The 19019-nt window shown below is 71.1% G+C and carries 16 protein-coding genes and 1 riboswitch; of the genes, 2 read left to right on the forward strand and 14 right to left on the reverse strand.

The genetic code is table 11. The features are described from left to right. Positions 1–5: 5 nt before the first annotated feature. The 14 genes from ACZ7LT_RS23265 to ACZ7LT_RS23330 all read right to left on the reverse strand — a co-directional run bounded on the left by ACZ7LT_RS23265 (position 6) and on the right by ACZ7LT_RS23330 (position 15484). Positions 6–1307 carry a class I SAM-dependent methyltransferase gene (locus ACZ7LT_RS23265; RefSeq protein WP_471237995.1) on the reverse strand — a complete coding sequence of 434 codons (1302 nt, stop codon included), beginning with the start codon at positions 1305–1307 and terminating at the stop codon, positions 6–8. A 174-nt stretch (positions 1308–1481) separates the two neighbouring features. Beyond that, the gene (locus tag ACZ7LT_RS23270; protein ID WP_471237996.1) at positions 1482–2867 is read right to left on the reverse strand and encodes an NAD(P)/FAD-dependent oxidoreductase; all 1386 of its coding nucleotides are present in this window, start codon (positions 2865–2867) and stop codon (positions 1482–1484) included. A 380-nt stretch (positions 2868–3247) separates the two neighbouring features. Next, complete coding sequence (locus ACZ7LT_RS23275) at positions 3248–4165, reverse strand: Ppx/GppA phosphatase family protein (protein ID WP_471237997.1); 918 nt, start codon at positions 4163–4165, stop codon at positions 3248–3250. Then, positions 4162–4698, reverse strand: coding sequence for a DUF501 domain-containing protein (locus ACZ7LT_RS23280; RefSeq protein WP_471237998.1), 537 nt, complete (start codon positions 4696–4698; stop codon positions 4162–4164). Before ACZ7LT_RS23280 ends, ACZ7LT_RS23275 begins: the two co-directional genes overlap by 4 nt. A 57-nt stretch (positions 4699–4755) precedes the next feature. Then, complete coding sequence (locus tag ACZ7LT_RS23285; RefSeq protein ID WP_471237999.1) at positions 4756–5223, reverse strand: FtsB family cell division protein; 468 nt, start codon at positions 5221–5223, stop codon at positions 4756–4758. A gap of 132 nt (positions 5224–5355) precedes the next feature. Beyond that, complete coding sequence (gene eno, locus ACZ7LT_RS23290; RefSeq protein ID WP_471238000.1) at positions 5356–6645, reverse strand: phosphopyruvate hydratase; 1290 nt, start codon at positions 6643–6645, stop codon at positions 5356–5358. 349 nt (positions 6646–6994) lie between these two features. Beyond that, a complete protein-coding gene (locus ACZ7LT_RS23295) occupies positions 6995–7699 on the reverse strand; it encodes a transglycosylase family protein (RefSeq protein WP_471238001.1) in 705 nt (234 codons plus the stop codon). A 3-nt stretch (positions 7700–7702) separates the two neighbouring features. After that, positions 7703–7874: riboswitch (cyclic di-AMP (ydaO/yuaA leader) on the reverse strand. A 265-nt stretch (positions 7875–8139) separates the two neighbouring features. Next, positions 8140–9216, reverse strand: a complete 1077-nt coding sequence (locus ACZ7LT_RS23300) for a transglycosylase family protein (protein WP_471238002.1) — start codon at positions 9214–9216, stop codon at positions 8140–8142. Between the two features lie 126 nt (positions 9217–9342). Then, the gene (locus tag ACZ7LT_RS23305) at positions 9343–10611 is read right to left on the reverse strand and encodes a cytochrome P450 family protein (RefSeq protein WP_471238003.1); all 1269 of its coding nucleotides are present in this window, start codon (positions 10609–10611) and stop codon (positions 9343–9345) included. Further along, complete coding sequence (locus ACZ7LT_RS23310; RefSeq protein WP_471238004.1) at positions 10608–12323, reverse strand: hypothetical protein; 1716 nt, start codon at positions 12321–12323, stop codon at positions 10608–10610. Before ACZ7LT_RS23310 ends, ACZ7LT_RS23305 begins: the two co-directional genes overlap by 4 nt. 36 nt (positions 12324–12359) lie before the next feature. Continuing rightward, complete coding sequence (locus tag ACZ7LT_RS23315; protein WP_471238005.1) at positions 12360–13346, reverse strand: nucleoside triphosphate pyrophosphohydrolase; 987 nt, start codon at positions 13344–13346, stop codon at positions 12360–12362. Positions 13347–13365: 19 nt separating this feature from the next. Further along, positions 13366–14010 carry a SurA N-terminal domain-containing protein gene (locus ACZ7LT_RS23320; protein ID WP_471238006.1) on the reverse strand — a complete coding sequence of 215 codons (645 nt, stop codon included), beginning with the start codon at positions 14008–14010 and terminating at the stop codon, positions 13366–13368. A 23-nt stretch (positions 14011–14033) separates the two neighbouring features. Next, positions 14034–14507 carry a GtrA family protein gene (locus tag ACZ7LT_RS23325; RefSeq protein WP_471238353.1) on the reverse strand — a complete coding sequence of 158 codons (474 nt, stop codon included), beginning with the start codon at positions 14505–14507 and terminating at the stop codon, positions 14034–14036. Between the two features lie 17 nt (positions 14508–14524). Then, positions 14525–15484, reverse strand: coding sequence for a glycosyltransferase family 2 protein (locus ACZ7LT_RS23330; protein WP_471238007.1), 960 nt, complete (start codon positions 15482–15484; stop codon positions 14525–14527). Between the two features lie 136 nt (positions 15485–15620). On the opposite strand from ACZ7LT_RS23330, the gene ACZ7LT_RS23335 reads away from it, so the two are divergent. Continuing rightward, on the forward strand, positions 15621–18080 hold the full coding sequence (locus tag ACZ7LT_RS23335) for a YfhO family protein (RefSeq protein WP_471238008.1): 2460 nt from the start codon (positions 15621–15623) through the stop codon (positions 18078–18080). A 131-nt stretch (positions 18081–18211) separates the two neighbouring features. After that, a complete protein-coding gene (locus tag ACZ7LT_RS23340) occupies positions 18212–19018 on the forward strand; it encodes a class I SAM-dependent methyltransferase (protein ID WP_471238009.1) in 807 nt (268 codons plus the stop codon). The last annotated feature ends 1 nt before the right edge of the window (position 19019 follow it).

A 19019-nucleotide genomic window follows, 5' to 3' on the forward strand; every position in this document is an offset into this window, starting at 1 on the left:
CCGGGCTAGGCCTTCGCGCCCTCGGTCCAGGCACGCGGCCGCAAGGCCACCCCCGAGACCCCCGATTCGGGTGTCTTCACGGCCAGGATCTGGTTGACACCGATCCTGTTGCGCTCGAAGGAGACCGCGGAGGCGGCCATGTAGAGCCGCCAGATCCTCGCCCGGCCGGGCGAGGAGAGCCGGACCGCCTCGCTCCAGCGCGCCTCCAGATTGGCCACCCACTCGCGCAGGGTGCGCGCGTAGTGCTCGCGGATGACCTCGACGTCCCGCACCTCCAGACCGGCCTCCTCCAGGAGGGTGACGGTCCGTCCGACCGGCGCGAGCTCCCCGTCGGGGAAGACGTACGCGTCGATGAACTCGTCGACCTTGTAGGCGGCCTCGTCCCGTTCAGGGCGGCGGGCGATCTGGTGGTTGAGAAGCCGCCCGCCCGGCTTCAGGAGGGCGAAGAGCGTGTCGGCGTACTGGCGATACCGCACGGAGCCGACATGCTCTGCCATCCCGATGGACGAAATGGCGTCGAACGGCCCGTCCTTGACGTCTCGGTAGTCCTGGACGCGGATCTCGATCCGGTCGGCCAGGCCTTCCTCGGCGATCCGCTTACGGGCGTAGGCGGCCTGCTCACGAGAGAGGGTGACGCCGACGACCTCGGCGCCGTACTCCTTGGCCGCGTGGATGGCCATCGAGCCCCAGCCGCAGCCGACGTCCAGGAGCCGGTCGCCCTCCTTGAGACCGAGCTTGCGGCAGATCAGGTCGAGCTTGTCGCGCTGCGCCTCCTCCAGCGTGCCGTTCTCGGACCAGTAGGCGCAGGAGTAGACCATCGACGGCCCGAGGACAAGCTCGTAGAAGTCGTTGCCGACGTCGTAGTGGTGGCTGATCGCCTCCTTGTCGCGCCGCTTGGTGTGCAGCGGGCCGGTGCGCCGGCGCATCTCCTCGGCCGGCGGCGCGGGCGGCGGCCAGGGGCCGGCCAGCTTCACCAGCGCCTTCGCGGCGGCGCGCAGCTTGGGGTCGCGTACGGGATGCACAGCCGCGTCGTCGCTCCCGCGCTCCCAGATCAGTCCGGCCAGCCGGTCCAGGGTGTCGTAGAGGTCGCCCTCGACGTCGATCTCCCCGGCCACCCAGGCCCGTGCGAGGCCCAGCTCGCCCGGCTTCCACAGCAGTCGGCGCAGCGCCCGGCGCTGGTTGATGATGAGGACGGGGCCGCCGGTGGGTCCCGCCTCGCTGCCGTCCCAGGCCCTCAGACGCACGGGGAGCGGAACTCCCAGCAGATCCTCGGCAAGAGTGGTCAGCCGCAGCGCGGCGTCGGCCATGGTGCACACCTCCGTGATGTCGTGCCCCAGCAATGCTCGTCACCACGTAAACACCGTCGGTAGCCGTTGGAGTCCCAGCGGCACGCAACGACTCGGCAAAACACGCGAAGGGCCGTCCGCACCACGGATGGCGGACGGCCCTTGCGGGGTACTGCTCGGGGTACTACGGGTCGGCTAGGAGGCCTTGGCCTTCTCCGGAACCGACGACTGCGCGGCGGGCGCCGGCGCCGGCTTGGCGGCCTCGTAGAACTCCTCGCGCGGCGTCTCCATCGCACCGAGGGAGACGACCTCACGCTTGAGGAACATGCCGAGGGTCCAGTCGGCGAAGACGCGGATCTTGCGGTTCCAGGTCGGGACGGCCATGCCGTGGTAGCCACGGTGCATGTACCAGGCGAGACGGCCCTTGAGCTTGATCTTCATCTTGCCCATGACGATCATCGCGACGCCCTTGTGCAGGCCGAGACCCGCGACCGCGCCCTTGTTGGCGTGGCTGTACTCCTTCTGCGGGAAGCCCCGCATGCCGGAGACCACGTTGTCGCCGAGGACCTTCGCCTGGCGCAGCGCGTGCTGGGCGTTCGGCGGGCACCAGGCGTTCTCCACGCCGGCCTTGCGGGCGGCGAGGTCCGGGACCTGGGCGTTGTCGCCGGCGGTCCAGATGTAGTCGGTGCCGGTGACCTGGAGGGTCGGCTGGGCGTCCACGTGACCGCGCGGGCCGAGCGGGAGGCCGAAGCGGGAGAGCGCCGGGTTCGGCTTGACGCCGGCGGTCCACACGATCGTGTTGGAGTCGACCTCAAGGCCGTTCTTCAGCACGACGTGGCCGTCGACGCAGGAGTCCATCGACGTCGAGAGGTAGATCTCGACACCACGCGCCTCAAGGTGCTCCTTGCCCCAGCGGCCCAGCTCCGGGCCCACCTCGGGAAGGATCTTGTCGGCGGCGTCGACGAGGATGAAGCGCATGTCCTCGCGCTTCACGTTGGTGTAGTACTTCGCCGCGTCGCGGGCCATGTCCTCGACCTCGCCGATGGTCTCCGCACCGGCGAAGCCGCCGCCCACGAAGACGAAGGTCAGCGCCTTGCGGCGGACCTCCTCGTCGGTCGTCGAGTCAGCCTTGTCCAGCTGCTCCAGGACGTGGTTGCGGAGGCCGATGGCCTCCTCCACGCCCTTCATGCCGATGCCCTGCTCGGCGAGGCCGGGGATCGGGAAGGTGCGGGAGACCGCGCCCATCGCGATGACCAGGTAGTCGAACGGCAGGTCGTAGGCCTCGCCGACGAGCGGCGCGACCGTGGCGACCTTGCGGTCCTGGTCGATGGTGGTGACGCGACCGGTGAGCACCTCGGCTCCGCGCACGACGCGTCGCAGCGGGACGACGACGTGGCGCGGCGAGATGCTGCCTGCGGCGGCTTCGGGGAGGAAGGGCTGGTACGTCATGTACGACCGCGGGTCGACGACCGTGACGGTCGCCTCGCCGTAGCGCATCTTCTTGAGGATGCGCCGAGCTGCGTACAGGCCTACGTACCCGCCGCCTACTACGAGGATCCTGGGACGCTCCGTGGTGCTCATGCCATCGAGTATCCACCCCCCTCGGGGGGGTCGCTCGTGCGCCCCTTCACAAGCTCTTGGGGGACCTCTGCTACACTCCGCCGCCCACGTGACCGAGGTCATGGCGCGACGGAGGAACCAGGGTGTAACGACGGACGTTGTTCACCCCCTGTGAGCTGGCCCTGTGAGGCCTTTTCCATGCTGGACCGCCCCTGGCGTTCACACCGCCGAAACACCCCAACGCCCGTCCCGCGAAGGTGCGAAAGAGCCCTGACAGGGTGCCTCGGGGGCCCGAAACCCCGTTGTGGCACCCGTCAGGGCCCTTTTCCTTGTGAAGAACTTCACGAAGTTTTCCGACGAGATCCCGTCGGAGCACCATGGAAACCGCCTTCGAACGGCCCTCAGGCCACGGAATAAGCGATTCCGTCGAGGATGTCGTGCTCGCTGACGACCACCTCGTCGGCCCCGGTCCGCTCCATGATCTCCAGCAGGACGAGCGCGCCGGCGGCGATGACGTCCACCCGGCCCGGGTGGATCACCGGCAGGGCGGCCCGCTGGTCATGGGTGGAGGAGAGCAGCCGGCCGGTGACCTCGGCGACCTGGTCGCGGGAGATCCGGGCGTGGTGGATCGCCGTCGAGTCGTACGCGGTGAGCTCCAGCGCGAGGCCGGCGACCGTCGTCACCGAGCCGGCGAGACCGACCAGCGTGCGCTTCTCACGCAGCGGGACGGTCTCCTCGGCCAGGTCGAGGGCGGCCTTGATGTCGGCCCGCAGCGCGGCGATCTCGCCCACGGTCGGCGGGTCGTTGCGGATGTGGCGCTCGGTGAGGCGTACGCAGCCGATGTCGACCGAGCGCGCGGCCCGCACGTGCTCGTTGCCGACGACGAACTCGGTGGAGCCGCCGCCGATGTCCACGACCAGGTACTCCCCCTGGTCCCGCGTCAGTTCGCCGGTGGCGCCGGTGAAGGAGAACTCGGCCTCCTGGTCACCGGTGATGACCTCGGGCTCGACACCCAGGATCTCCACCACGCCCGCGACGAAGTCGTCGCGGTTCTCGGCGTCGCGCGAGGCGGAGGTGGCGACGAAACGCAGCCGCTCGGCGCCCAGTTCCTTGATGACGGCGGCGTACTCACGGCAGGCGGCGAAGGTCCGCTCCAGCGCCTCGGGGGCGAGCCGGCCGGTCTTGTCGACGCCCTGGCCGAGCCGGACGATCGTCATCCGCCGGTCCAGCTCGATCAGCTCACCCGTCTCGGGGTGGACGTCGGCGACGAGGAGGCGGATGGAGTTCGTACCGCAGTCGATGCCCGCGACCCGGGTCACTTGGCGTCCTCCTTGTCGGTGACCGGCGAGACGCAGGGGCCCTTGGCCCACCACTCGGGCAGCATGGCGATCGCCTCGTCGCCCAGCGGGTTGACGCCGGGTCCGGCCGCCAGCGAGTGGCCGACCAGGACGTGCAGGCACTTGACCCGGTCCGGCATACCGCCGGCGGACGGGAAGCCCTCCAGGACCTCGATGGCGTCCCGGCGCGCGATGTAGTCCTCGTGGGCGGCGCGGTAGGCGGCGGCCAGCTCGGGGTCGCTCTGGAGACGTTCGGACATCTCCTTCATCACCCCGTTCGCCTCCAGCGTGCCGATCGCCGAGGCCGCGCGCGGGCAGGTCAGGTAGTACGTCGTGGGGAACGGCGTGCCGTCCGGGAGCCGGGGCGCGGTCTCGACCACGTCCGGGTTGCCGCACGGACAGCGGTGCGCGATGGCGCGCAGCCCGCGCGGCGGGCGGCCGAGCTGCTCCTTGAAGGCCGCGACGTCCGCCTCGGTGGGCTCGGTGCGTTCGGTCTGCGGAGGGGGCGTTTCCATGCCTGCGTCTGTCTTCTCGTCGGGGCTCGTGGGGGAAGGGTCGGGGTACGGTCCGGGCTACTTGTCCGGCCGGTCGGCGGTGTCGATGCCGTCCCAGAGGTTGGAGTACCAGGAACGCTCGGTCGCGCCCTGGTCGCCGCGGCGCTCACGCGCCAGGTCCGGGTCGTTCGCGGTGAAACCGGTCTCGCCCGGAAAGACGTAGTGGAGATGCTCGCGGGCGAGCCGGGTGACGTACGCCGGGTCCTGGAGGCGGGCCTTCTCGTCCCGCAGCTCCTCGACCCGCCGGGCGGCCTCGGCGGCGCGCCGCTCCTGCTCGGCGATCTCGTTGCGCTGGGAGACGTACTGCCGCATCGGATAGGCGAGCGCCACCACCAGGGAGCAGACGATCAGCGCCAGGAAGGCGGCGCGGCCGGTGAGCCGGGAGCGGCGGGCCTGTCTGCGGTTCTGGGAGCGGTACACGCGGGCCGCGGTCTGCTCGCCGAGCAGCCGGATCCTGGTCGCGGTGGAGAACCGGTCCCGGGCCACTGTCTGCCGCCTCCCCTTTGTTACGTGCGTACGTCCCCGCACACGGTACGGGACCGAGTGCGGGGACGTACGTAACCGGGCTTTCCGGAAGCTCAGCCCGTGCTGTGCCTACTGGTTCGCAGAGCGCTGTGCCTACTGGTTCGCAGAGCGAAACCGCGGGAAAGCCGAGCGGCCGGCGTACACCGCGGCGTCGTCGAGGATCTCCTCGATGCGCAGCAGCTGGTTGTACTTGGCGACGCGCTCGGAGCGGGCCGGGGCGCCGGTCTTGATCTGGCCGCAGTTGGTGGCGACGGCCAGGTCGGCGATGGTGACGTCCTCGGTCTCGCCGGAGCGGTGGGACATCATGCACTTGAAGCCGTTGCGCTGGGCCATCTCGACGGCGTCCAGGGTCTCGGTCAGCGAACCGATCTGGTTGACCTTGACGAGCAGCGCGTTGGCGGCGCCGTCCTCGATGCCGCGGGCCAGGCGCTCCGGGTTGGTGACGAACAGGTCGTCGCCGACGAGCTGGACCTTGGCGCCGAGCTTGTCGGTGATGACCTTCCAGCCGTCCCAGTCGTCCTCGAACAGCGGGTCCTCGATGGAGACGAGCGGGTACGCGGAGACGAGCTCCTCGTAGTACTCGGTCATCTCGGCGGCCGAGCGGGACTTGCCCTCGAACTGGTACGAGCCGTCCTTGTAGAACTCGGACGCGGCGACGTCGAGCGCGAGCGCGATGTCCTTGCCGGGGGCGTAGCCGGCCTGCTTGATCGCCTCGACGATGAGGTCGAGGGCGTCGCGGTTGGAGTCGAGGTTCGGGGCGAAGCCGCCCTCGTCGCCGAGGCCGGTGGACAGACCCTTGTCCTTCAGGACCTTCTTGAGGGTGTGGTAGACCTCGGTGCCCCAGCGCAGGGCCTCGGAGAAGGACTCCGCGCCGATCGGGGCGATCATGAACTCCTGGATGTCCACGTTGGAGTCGGCGTGCGAGCCGCCGTTCAGGATGTTCATCATCGGAACGGGCAGCAGGTGCGCGTTCGGGCCGCCCAGGTAGCGGAAGAGCGGGAGGTCGGAGGCCTCGGAGGCGGCGTGCGCGACGGCGAGGGAGACACCGAGGATCGCGTTGGCGCCGAGGGACGCCTTGTTGTCGGTGGCGTCCAGGTCGAACATGGCCTGGTCGATCAGGCGCTGCTCGGTGGCGTCGTAGCCGACGAGCTCCGGGCCGATCTGCTCGATGACGGCGAGGACGGCCTTTTCGACGCCCTTGCCCTGGTAGCGGTTCGGGTCTCCGTCACGGAGCTCAATGGCCTCGAACGCTCCGGTGGAGGCACCGGACGGAACAGCAGCACGGCCGGTGCTGCCGTCGTCGAGGCCGACCTCGACCTCGACCGTGGGGTTGCCTCGGGAGTCCAGGATTTCCCGGGCTACGACGACGTCGATGGACGGCACGAGCATCTCCTTCTGGGATGTGACGCTAGATGTGACGCATGCGGTGCAGGGCCATTGCAGGGTCGCTCTGTCCTTGCGACAAGAGCCTAACCGGCCCGGACACCGGGGTCCGCCGGGCGCCCGCCCGCTGGGACGAAAAAGGACCCGAGCGCCTGCTTTACGGGGCAAACGGCGCACGTTCTACCGTTCGGTAACCGGGATGTGCGAGGCTCCGCACACATGGGAAACCCCGGCCCGGCGCGTACGGGGGAGACGCGCCGGACCGGGGTGGTCATCGGGTCACCGCGGGAGAGTCGTCGGGCTCACGCGAGCGGCCGCGCCCGACCCGACCTCACCGGAGCCGGAAGGCTCACTTCAGGTGGAGCTGCTGGCCCGGGTAGATCAGGTCGGCGTCCTCGACGATGTCCTTGTTCAGCTCGAAGAGCTTCGCCCAGCCGCCCTTGACGCCGTGCGCCTCGGCGATCTTGCTCAGGGTGTCGCCGGCGACGACCTTGTACTCGCCGTCACCCTTCTTGACCTTCTTGCCGGTCGGGGTGGTGACGGTCTTCTTCGCCTCGGCCTTGGGGGCGGCCTTCGGCGCGGTGCGCTGCTCGCTGCGCGTGGTCGGCTGCTCGGCCTTGCGCTCCTGCTTCGGGGCGGCCTGGGTGGTGCTCTCGCCGCCGCCGTTGTACGCGGCGTTGGACAGGCCCACGCCACAGCTCGGCCAGGCGCCCTTGCCCTGGCCGGCCAGGACCTTCTCGGCTATCTGGATCTGCTGCGACTTGGAGGCCTGGTCGGCGGTGGCCGCGAAGGCGGTGCCACCGTAGGCGGCCCAGGTGGAGGCGGAGAACTGCAGACCGCCGTAGTAGCCGTTGCCGGTGTTGATGGACCAGTTGCCACCGGACTCGCACTGCGCGACGCGGTCCCACTCGGCGGCGGTGGCGGCGGAGGCGGTGCCGGCGGTCATGAGCGGCGCGGCGACCGCGGCGCCGGCGACACCGGCGAGCGTGACGACACGGGTCGTGCGGTCGAGAACCGTGGGGCGGCGGTGCTTGCCCTTGCCGGAAAACAGCATGGAACGTCTCCTCACCGACGCCTACGAGGTGAGCTGTCGGGTTCGGGCTGTGAGTGCCCGGCCACGTGTCCTAGCACGTGGCTTCACCCCAAGCCGGGCGTCGGCCGTCTGTCTCAACGGCCGGGTCCGGCACTTACCTTGGGTCCCCCGCTCCTGCCTTCGGCGCATGACGCGACGACTGTTCCCGTCGTCCGGCGGCAGGATTCGGCGGACCGGTCGACGAGGCCCGCGGTGGCGAGCGGTGAAGACCGTAGACACAGACCTCCCGGAAGTTCAAAGAGGCACATCCGGGAGAAAACGCCCCTACTTGCCTTCCGGGAGCGGTCGTTTACGCAGGTGAGAGCGACAGCGGACGGAGTTCGCGGGCGAGACACGCCAGTTGGGGCAAAGAGACCCATGTCTCACTTGCACAGAACCGGACATACGCCCGCGAACCGCCTCTACTTCTGGGCCTGTCCGGCGTCCAGCACACCGCCGAGGTCGAGGCTCTGACCAGGATGGATGACGTCCGGATCGGCGCCCACGGTCTGGCGGTTGGCGTCGTAGAGCGCGGTCCAGCCGCCGTCGAGGTCGTGCTCGTCCGCGATGACGGAGAGGTTGTCGCCGGGCTGAACGGTGTACGCGCCGGAGGACTTGCCCGTGTTGTCCTTGTTGTCCGTATCGGTGGCACCGGAGTTGTCGGCGCGGTCGGGGCTTTCGCCCGTTTCGGACGGCTTGCCGCTTTCCGGAGTTTCAGTTGTTTCAGGGCTTTCGGGGTTCTTGGAGGTTTCGCCGCTTTCGTTCGCCGGGTCACCGGACGCTCCGGTCCCGGACCCCTCCTGCCCCGTACCGGTCGCACCATCCGTGTGGGGCACGTCACGTGTCGGGGCGTCACCCCGCGAGGCATGGCGGCCCGATTCGCGCTCGTTGACCGGATTGCCCGTATCGGTGCCGTTATCGACCGTCTCGTCCGGCGCGGGCGTGCCCCGGTGCTTCCCGGTGCCGGCGGGAGCGGAGGGCGTGGCGGGGGCCGTGGGCGCCTCGGGGGCGATGGGAGCGTTGGGGGTCACCTGGCCGGGGTCGAGGCCGGGCTCGGCCGGGGTGCCGTCAGGGCGGAGCGGAAGGGTCTCACCGGCGCCCGCGTCGGCGCCGGACCCGCTGCCACCGGCCGTAAGCCCGGCGATCGGGGCGCAGGTGGCCCAGGGCGCCACGCCCTGCGCCGCGAGCGCCTTCTCGGCGACCGCGATCTGCTGGGGGCGGCTGGCGAGGTCGGCGCGCGGGGCGTGGACGAGGCCGCCGTACTGCTCCCAGGTGGCCTGCGTGAACTGGAGGCCGCCGTACTGCCCGTTGCCGAAGTCGGCGCTCCACAGCCCGCCGGACTCGCACTCGGCGACCCTGTCCCATGTGACGGAGTCCGCGGCGGACGCGGAGCCCGCGCCGAGCAGAGGGAGGGCGATGGCCGAGCCGGTCACCCCCGCGGCGACAACGATGGCGGGGGCCTGGCGGGGTCTACGGTGCCGTCCGTTTCCGGAGCGCATGCGGTGGACCTTCCGTGTGACTACTGGGACATCGGTTGAGATTGACGGTGAACGTAGCGGCATTCGAACGTCAGTCACAAGTCGATGCAGGGGAGATCACATAAAAGTCACAGTCTTGACGGAGTGTCAGCTTCCGGTGGGTGTGGAAGCGGGCGTGAACTCCACCGGAAGCGTGCGCAATCCACGCATGATGAGCCCTCCACGCCACCGCAAATCACCCGGATCAACCCCAAGTCGCACATCCGGCAGCCTGGTCAGCAGCGTCGCGAGCGCGGTCTGCCCCTCCAGGCGGGCGAGCGGCGCGCCGAGGCAGTAGTGGATGCCGTGCCCGTACCCCAGATGCTGGTTGTCGCGGCGGGCGAGGTCGAGCGTGTCCGGCTCGGCGAACCGCTCGGGGTCCCGGTCGGCCGCGGCGAGCACGACCAGTACGGGATCGCCGGCCCGGATCTCCTGCCCCCCGAGGGTCAACGCCTCGGTGGCGAACCGCCACGTGGCGAGCTCCACCGGCCCGTCGTAGCGCAGGAGTTCCTCGACACCGGTCTCCAGCAGCCCGCTCTCCCCCTCGGCGAGCGACCGCTGGAGCCGCTCACGCTGATCGGGGTTGCGCAGCAGCGCGTAGACGCCGTTGCCGATGAGGTTGACGGTGGTCTCGAACCCGGCGAAGAGAAGGATGAAGGCCATGGCGGCGGCCTCGTTCTCGGTCAGGTGCTCGCCGTGGTCGGACGCCTTGATGAGCCCGGAGATCAGATCGTCGCCCGGATTCTCCCGCTTACGGTGAATCAGCTCCGCGAGATAGCCCCGCATCTTCTTCACCGACCGCGCGACCCCGCCGCGCGGCCCGCCGCCGTGCCGGATCATCATCCCGGCCCAGTCCCGGAAGTCGTCCTGGTCCTCCGGCGGGACGCCAAGCATGTCGCAGATGGCGTAGATGGGAAGAGGGAAGGCGAACTCATGGATGAGGTCGGCCGACCCCTTCTCGATGAACCCGTCGATGAGCCGGTCGGTCAGCTCCTGCACCCGCGGCGCGAACTCGGCGACCCGCCGGGGCGTGAACGCCTTCGACACGAGCCGCCGCAGCCGGGTGTGGTCCGGCGGATCGATGTTGAGCAGATGCGTCATCAGCTCGGCCTTGCGCTCCCCGGGGATCCCGGTCTTCCCCTTGGCGTGCGCGGGCTCGTCATGATGCGCCGGATTCTTACTGAGCCGCTGATCAGCGAGCGCCTGTCGGGCGTCCCCGTACCGCGTGACGAGCCACGCCTCGACCCCACTGGGCAGCCGGGTCCGGTGGACCGGGGAGTGCTCCCGAAGCCAGGCGTAGGCCGGGTACGGGTCGGTGGCGAACTCCCAGGTGAAGAGCTCGGGGGCGGGGGGTGGGGGTACGGGCGTCTCGCTCACTCCTCGACGTTAACCTGCCCCTCTTCGGCGGCGCGGCGCAGGAGGGCGTCGGCCTCGTCGGCGTTCGGGCCGTCCTTCTGGCGGAGGAGGGCGGCAAGGTTGCGCATGGCGCGGGGGTCGCCGGCCTTGACGCCGATGCGGTACCAGGCTTCGGCCTCCTTGAGGTCGCCGGTGTGGTGGAGGAGGGTGCCGAGGCTGGCGGCGACGGTTTCTTTGAGGAACTGGTTCTTCGCCGCCTTCTGGTAGAGGTGCAAGGCCTCGTCCGTGGCGCCGGTACCGACGAGCATGTCCCCCAGCACGTACGCCGCTCGGACGCTGCCACCCTCGACGCCGACGCGCAGCCAGTGCTCGGCGCGGTCACGCAGGAACTCCCCCAGGCGGGAGGCGGCGTGCGGGTCCCCGGTCCCGGCGGCGCGCTGAAGGTAGGTGAGCGCCTCGGTGTACTCGCCCTGCGCGGCCAGCTGGTTACCTACCCGCAGGAGGGAGTACCCGTGTCCCGTGTCGGCCGCCTTCTGGTACCAGCGCAGCGCCTCCTCCTCGTCGTGGTCCTCGTGCAACAGGGCGAGCGAGTACATGGCCCGGCCATTACCCCGCTCGACGTCCGGTCGGTATGCCTCGACGGCAGCTGTCAGGACTGCGCTCCGGTCGGTGTCGTCACCCTCGTGGGCCGCGTGGATCCACGCGCCGAAAGGCGCACGCGGCAGGTCAGGTGCGCGCACCGCTTCCGCCACCAGGGAGCCGTACACCTGCCAGGCCTCCTGCGCTCCCCCGGCCACGAGCAGGCCGGTGACACCAAGTCTGGCCTTGGTGGCCCACGCAAGGGCGTCCTCGAAGGTCTCCCGGCCGACGGCTGCGTCGTACTCCTTGTAGTCCCTGCACATGTCGAACAGCTCGTCCTCAGGGATCGGGCCCACGTAGCCGCACCGTCCCACGTCGATCGCCGCCTTCACCACAAGATGCCCCAGCGGGTGGTTCCTCTTCGCCCACTGCCACTCGCTCCACAGCTCCGGCCCCACCGCCAGGAACTCCGTCACCCCCGACCCGCCCCGCCACTTCAGCGCGTCCCGGTGCCGGGGGTTCGGGCTCTCCGCAAGGCCCCGAAGCTCCGTCTCGCTCCACTCGCGTGGCAGTTCCACCGTGCGTGCGCGGCGCAGGAGTTGGGCGTGGGCGGCCGAGCCGAAGCGGTGTTCGCCGTATTCCTGGTCGGACATCGTGGCGACGACCGGGACGCCGAGAGCCGAGAGCTGGGCAAGGAGGCCGTGGTCGAGGCCGTGGGCGCCGAGGTGGTGGGTCAGGTCGTCGAGCCACAGGGCGTAGCCGTCGTCCGGGCGGGCGCGGATCAGGTCTGGCAGGCCGCGGAGGTCGGCGCCCGGCGAAGGGGCGCAGACGCGGTAGCCCGGGAGGGCGTAGCGCAGGGCCGCCCAGGCCGTGAAGGTCTTCCCGGTCAGGGGCGCGCCGGTGACCAGGACAAGCGGGTGCTCGCCGGACGCGATCAGGCCAGCCAGGTCCAGGCCGCGGTCGCGGGAGAGGTAGGGCAGGACGTCCGAGCCCTTGACGCCGGGGTCCACCCGGACGGCGTCCCGCAGGAAGGGCCAGTGGGACGGGTCCGGCAGGGGGCTGTGGTTATGGCCCTGTGCGTAGAAGGAGACCGAGCTTATGGAACCGGCCTGGACGACGTTCCTCGCCGAACCGCCCGACACGTTGTTCTCCATCGCTCCCCACCCCCGTACGGCCCTGAGGCCACCGTACTAACCCGCGTGGCCCTCCGCCGCCCTGATCGCGTCGCGGTACGTACGGGCCGCGGCGCGCAGCGCCGCCTCGGGGTCGACGCCCTCCGCCTCCGCGCGGGCCGCCATCGCGAGGAGCTCGTAGCCGATGCCGTCGCCGGCGGGGAGCTCCACCGGCAGGCCCGCCGTGCGGACGCGGGAGGCGAGCTTCGCGGCGAGGGCCAGGCCGGGCTGGCCGAGCGGCACGCCGTCCGTCACCGAGGCACGCTGCTTCTCGGCGGCCTTCGTACGCAGCCAGTGCTCCTTGACCTCTTCCGGGGTCTCCGCGTGTTCGTCGCCGAAGACGTGCGGGTGGCGGTGGATCAGCTTCTCCACGATCGTGCCGGCGACGTCGTCGATCGAGAACGGCTCCGCGCCATCCTCCTCGCGGCCTTCCTCGGCGATGCGGGAGTGGAAGACGACCTGGAGCAGGACGTCGCCGAGCTCCTCTCGCAGCTCGTCGCGGTCGCCGTCCTCGATCGCCTCGACGAGTTCGTACGCCTCCTCGATGCCGTACTTGGCCAGGCCCTTGTGGGTCTGCTGCGACGACCAGGGGCATTCGCGGCGGATGCGGTCCATGACCTGGACGAGGTCGAGGAGCCGGGAGCCGGGCAGGTCGTACGAGCCGGGGAGCAGCTCCAGGTCGGGCATGCTGACGCGGCCCGAGCCGGCCATCCTGGCGAGCCCGTCCGTGAGCGCCCGGTCGCCCTCGCCAGACGGGACGACGACCACGGTCCGCCCGCCGGCGCAGGCCTCGACGAGCTCCTGGGCGGTCGGGATCACGGTCTCCGCCTCGACCCCGGCCTCCCGCAGATACGGCAGCTGCGGGTGGGACGGGTCGGGGCAGAGCACACGGTCGGCGGCGCGCAGGGTCTGCCACGCGGGCCAGGACAGGAGTCCGGGGGCGACGCGGTGGCTTGCGGTGAGCAGGACGATACGGCCGGGCTCGACGGGGGCTTCAGCGTTCACCCCTCGACCCTACGTCCCGCTACGCACCGGCCTCCACGGGCTGGGGCTGCTTGGTGAGCTGCCGCAGCCACGGCGCGGTGTACGTGCCGAGCTGGATCTTCTCGTCGTCCCAGGAGCCGTAGCGGGGGTTCACGTCGATGTCGAGGGACTTCGACGCGGCGGCGAAGACCTCGGCGAGCTTGCGCTGGCCCTCGGGGGTGTTGCCGACGCCGAGCTTGGCGGCGACCTTGTTCATCAGGACCTGGCGGCGGACGGCCGTGTCGATCTGGTCGGGGGCGACGCCCTGCGACTGGAGCAGCATGGCGGCCAGCTGCTCCTCGCCGCCACTCTGGTCCGCGGCTTCCTGGCGGGTCTGCTGGATCTCCCTGCGGGTGGCGCTCACGCCGTGGTCGTCGGCGACGCGCTCCACGATCAAGTCGAAGATCATGACGTTGAGCTTCTCGCGGCTGAGGTCGCCGGTCGCCTTGACCAGCTGAGCGGCCTGCGGGGAGGCCTCCTGGGCGGTCCGCACGTCCCGCACCTGCTCCTGGAGCGTGGCCACCTCGATCCGGTCGCCCCCGACGACCGCCGCCGCTCCTGGGTGGGCGTCACTGCCACAGGCGGTGAGCAGCGGGGCCGCGGCGAGCAGCGCGGCGGAGAGGGCGTATGCGGTGCGGCGGTGCAAAGGAGCCTCCCGGCGGTCGTGCGTCAGTGTGGACGACCTTGCGGTGATCGATGGTAGGCAGTCGTGGTGGCCTGGGCCACTACTTCGAAGCCACTGTTTTCGTCCAACGAGTCGCGCGTTCGAGGGGTCTCGGGCCGGAGCATGATCGTTCGCGAGACGAGGAAGGTGACGGGGATCGCGGCGGCCGCGGCGAGCAGGGGGGCGTACCGGTCGGAGAGGCCCGCGAGGTCGACCAGGACGTAGACGCCGGCGGTGGTGACGACGAAGTTGGTGGCGTTCGTCAGGGGGAAGAGGAGGAACTTCCGCCAGGTCGGGCGGGTGCGGTAGGTGACGTACGTGGTCAGGAAGAACGAGCCGACCATGCTCAGGACGAAGGCGGCCGCATGGGCCGCCACGTACGGCAGCCAGTTCTTCAGCAGCAGGTAGAGGGCGTAGTACGTGGCCGTGTTCACGACGCCCACCAGCGCGAAGCGGAAGATCTGGCCCCGGGTCCGCATCGTCTCCTCACCCGTCCTCACCGTCGTACGAGCTCCTCCCGGCGCGGCTGGCGCGGCACGCCGGTGCTGGCCGCCTTCACCAGGAAGTGGGGGCGGCGTTTCACCTCGTAGTAGATACGGCCGACGTACTCCCCGACCAGTCCGAGCATCACCATCTGGACCCCGGCGAGCGCCGTGACGATCACCAGGAGGGTGACGTAGCCCGGTGTGTCCACGCCGTTGACCAGGGCGACGCCGACGATCCAGGCAGCGTAGGCGGTGGCGAGCGAGACGAGCAGCAGGCCGAGGTAGAGCGCGGCACGCAAGGGTTTGTTGTTGAAGGAAAGCAGTCCGTCGAGACCGTAGTTGAGCAGCTTTCCGAACGTCCATTTGGAGCGGCCCTGTTCGCGTACCGCATTCTCGTACTCAAATGTGGTGGTACGAAATCCGACCCAGGCGAAAAGACCCTTGGAGAAGCGGTTGTACTCGGTGAGTTCCAGGACCGCGTCGACCGTGCGGCGGGAAAGGAGGCGGAAGTCTCCGACACCGTCCATGAGTTCGACGTCGACCAGGCGGTTGATGAGCCAGTAATAGGCGCGGGCGGTCAGGGTGCGGGTGACCCGGTCGCCTGTTCGGGTGCGACGGGCGACGACCTGGTCGTAGCCCTCGGCGTGCAGCGCGAGCATGCGGTGGACGAGCTCCGGCGGGTGCTGGAGGTCGGCGTCCATGATGATCACCGCGTCGCCGTCGGCGTGCTGGAGGCCGGCCAGCATGGCGGCCTCCTTGCCGAAGTTGCGGCTGAAGGAGACGTACCGGGCGCGCGGGTCGGAGGAGGCGATCTCCTCCAGGATCGGGAGCGTACGGTCGTTGCTTCCGTCGTCCACGTAGACCAGCTCGAATTCTCCCTCGCTACGGGAGAGCTCCGCCGTCACATGGTCGTGGAAGCGGCCGATGATCTCCTCTTCGTTGAAGCACGGGATCACAATCGAGATCAGCACGCCGGTAACGACAGCCGATGGGAATGTCGGCGGCGGATTCGGCACATGGCGCCCCGTCGGCAAGCAGACGACCATCGCGTGAACTGCATTCCGGCGCGGCCCATTTCACCTTCCGCACTGGCATATTCGCACCATCATGCGCTCCCATTCCCCCCGTGCCGCCGCGCTGGCCGGACTGCTCACCGCGCTCGCGGTGGGAGCCGGTGACGCCGTCGCCCGAGTCTTCCCCTTCGGGCCGAAGACGCGCAGCGTCAACGACCTGGGCAATCAGTTCGTGCCGTACCACGCCCAGCTGTGGGACCTGCTGCACGGGCGGGCCGAGGGCGGGCTGCTCCTGAACTGGCGCTCCGGATACGGCACCAGCTTCCTGCCGGACCTCGGAACCTATCTGACCAGCCCGTTCGCGCTCCTGGTCGGGCTCTTCCCCCGGGACGACATCGATCTCGCCGTGTACGTCGTCACGCTGCTGAAGATGGCGGCCGCCGCGGCCGCGATGACGGCGCTGCTGCGCGGCCAGCGGCCGGCCGGGCCCTGGTGGGGCGCCGCCGCGCTCGGGGCGTCGTACGGGCTGTGCGGCTGGGCGGTCATCGAGGCGTCGTACAACCCGATGTGGCTGGACGGGCTGATCGCCTTCCCCCTGCTGTGCCTGGTCGGCGAGTGGGTACGGCAGCGGCGGCACCGGGTGCTCGGACCGGTGGTCGTCGCCCTCGCCTGGACCGCCAACTTCTACACCGCGTACATGGCCACCCTCGGCGCCGCGCTGGTGCTGCTGGCGCGGCTCGCCGCCGCGGACGACCTGCCGGTACGGGCCAGGGCCCGGACCGTCGTACGCGCCACCGGGACGGTCCTGCTCGGCGTCGCGCTCGCCGCGCCCGTGCTCGTACCGGTCTTCCTCGGCTCCCGGCACGCCTATCCGGGCTGGCGGCGGGAGTTCGCGGCGGCCGGCTGGCCCGATGTGTTCGCCCGGACGCTTCCGGCGACGTACAGCTTCTCCACCCCCGCGCTCTTCCTCGGCACGGGCGCGCTGCTGCTCGCCGCCGCGCTCGCCTTCGACCGGAACGTGCCCGGGCGGGAGCGGTGGATCTGGACCGGGCTGACCGTCACCGTCGCCGTCTCCTTCCAGTGGGGGCCGACGCATCTGGTGTGGCATGTGTTCGCCACCCCGAACGGCAGTCCCTACCGGCAGACGTTCGTCCTCGCCGGGATCGTCGTCCTGACGGCCTGGACCGGGCTCGCGCATGGCCGGCCCGGGCGGCGGGCGCTGCTCGGCGGGGCGGCGGTGCTCGCCCTGGCCGCGGCGTGCGAGGCCGCGGGCAGCGAGCTGCTGACTGGCTGGACACTGCCGCTGGCCGGTGCGGGGCTGGTGGCGGTGGTGGGCGGGCTGGTGGCGGCCCGGCGCGGACGGTACGAGGCCGTGGCGGCAGTGCTGCTGTGCGGGACGCTCGTCGGGCAGGCGGCGGCGACCACCGCCTACGCCGACCGGCAGCGCCTCGGCCGGATGGACGACTACCCGGCGTGGGACGCCCGGCACGCCACACGGGCGGCCGCGGTGGCGGCGGCGGACGGCTGGCCCGCGTACCGGACCGACCCGGGCCGCGAGCAGATCACCGGCAACGACCCGCTGCTGATGGGCGGTCAGGGCGCCGGGTACTACAGCAGCCACACCCCGGACGTGCTCACCCGGACACTGGCCGCCCTCGGCGGCGGCTGGACGTCGAACGGCCGCAACCTGCAGAGCCTGGACAATCCGGTCACGGACGCGGTGTTCTCGGTCGGCGCGCGGGTACGGGCCGGCGGCGGCCGGGACGTGGAGGTCGTACGGGCCGACGCCGTGCCCCCGCTGGTGACCGTACGTCCCAGTCCTGGGCGTCTTCGGTACGGCCCCTCGCCGTTCCGCAACCAGGAGCTGCTGCTCGGCGCCCGCGTCTACACCCTGCCCGCGGACGGTGTCTGCCCGGTCGGCAGCGACGTCTTCGTCTGGGCACCGGACTTCACCGGCACCGCGCGGCTCGGTGACGGGCCGGTGGCCGAGCTGCGGGGCGGACTGCCGCGGCGGCGCGGCGCGATGGCGCCGCTCGGCCCGCAGCGCGCCGCCGGGACACCGGTCACCCTGACCGGCCGCGGCGCGGTCCCGGCCCCGGGCGAGCGGGTCGGCTGCCTGGACCGGGCCCGGCTCACGGCGGCCGTGGACGGGCTGCGCGCGACCGGCGCCGTCTCGGTCCGGGTCACCTCCCGGGGCGTCCACGCCGAACTGCCCCCGGGCACCCGCGGTCTCCTCGTCGTGGCGGCGCCCCGCATCCCCGGCTGGACCTGCGGCGGCCGGCCGGCATCCAGTCATCTGGGCCTGATCGCCACCGAGGCGACCGGCGCCACCATCCTGGACTGCTCGTTCCGCCCGCCCGGACTGCGCCTCGGGGCGGGGCTTGCCGCGGTGGCTCTGCTGACCCTGGCCTGGACGGCGGCGTACGGGCGACGGCCCGGCGGCGGGTCCCGGCCCCGGCGCGCTTCGCGCGAAGCACATGGGCGGCGGGTCACCGGGCCACTGCCGAGCTGCCGCATGCCGAGCAGCGCCCCGAGCCGCGGCGCCGGGCGGTAGCCGGCCGGCGCGGCGTCCTGCCCTGCGCCGGCCGGGACCGGCCGCGCGTCCCCTGGGAGACACCCAGACTTCACCCGACCACCACGCGTCCGTGGCCCGTAAGGCCGTCGAATCGGCGTAGCTTGCCCGCCATGCCCTCTCTTCTGAGCAACCGGCTGGCGAAGCGGGTTCTTCGGCCGGCGTTCACCATGGTCGAGCAGAACTTCGACCAGCGCCTCGAGCGCGCCACCTCCGCCTTCCAGTCGGACCTGGACGCACTCCAGCACGAGGTCTCCGACCTGCGGCGGCAGCAGTACGGGCTCTCTCTGCTGCTCGACCAGGCGGGCCGGGACGGTCACCGGATGCCGACGGCCGCGCAGTTCGACACGCTGGTGCGGGAGGTGCGGGACCTCGCCGGAGAGCACGGCGGGCGCGCACGCCGGGACGTCACCGTCGCCTACCGGCACCTGGTCGCCCTGGAGGCGCTCGGCGTCGGCAGCCTCGCCGGGTCGCTGTCCGACGTGTGCGGACGCCTCGCCACGGTGCCGCTGCTGCGGCCGCCGAACGGCGACGTCCTGGAAATCGGCACGCTGCACGGCCTCTTCGCGGCCGCGCTGCAGCGGATGCTGCGGCACGCCGACATCGACGCGCGGCTGACCATCGTCGACCCGCTGTCGGACTCGCCGACCCGTGCGGACCGCGTCCGGGCCAACCTCTCCCTGGGCGGCGGCGACACCTCCCGGGTGATCCAGGGCGACTTCACCGACCCGGCGGTACGGGCGTCCGCGGACGACCGCCTCTACGGCGTGATCGTCGTCAACGGTGACCACGACCTGTCGGCGGTGGCGCAGCTCGCGGCGCCGGGCGCGGTCGTGGTCGCCCCGGGCCGCGACAACCCGGGCACGGCCGCGCTGCGGCCCCTCGGCAGCGTCTCGGACTCGGTCTTCCTGCGGGCCTGAG

The organism is Streptomyces sp. NPDC039465 (assembly GCF_055639315.1).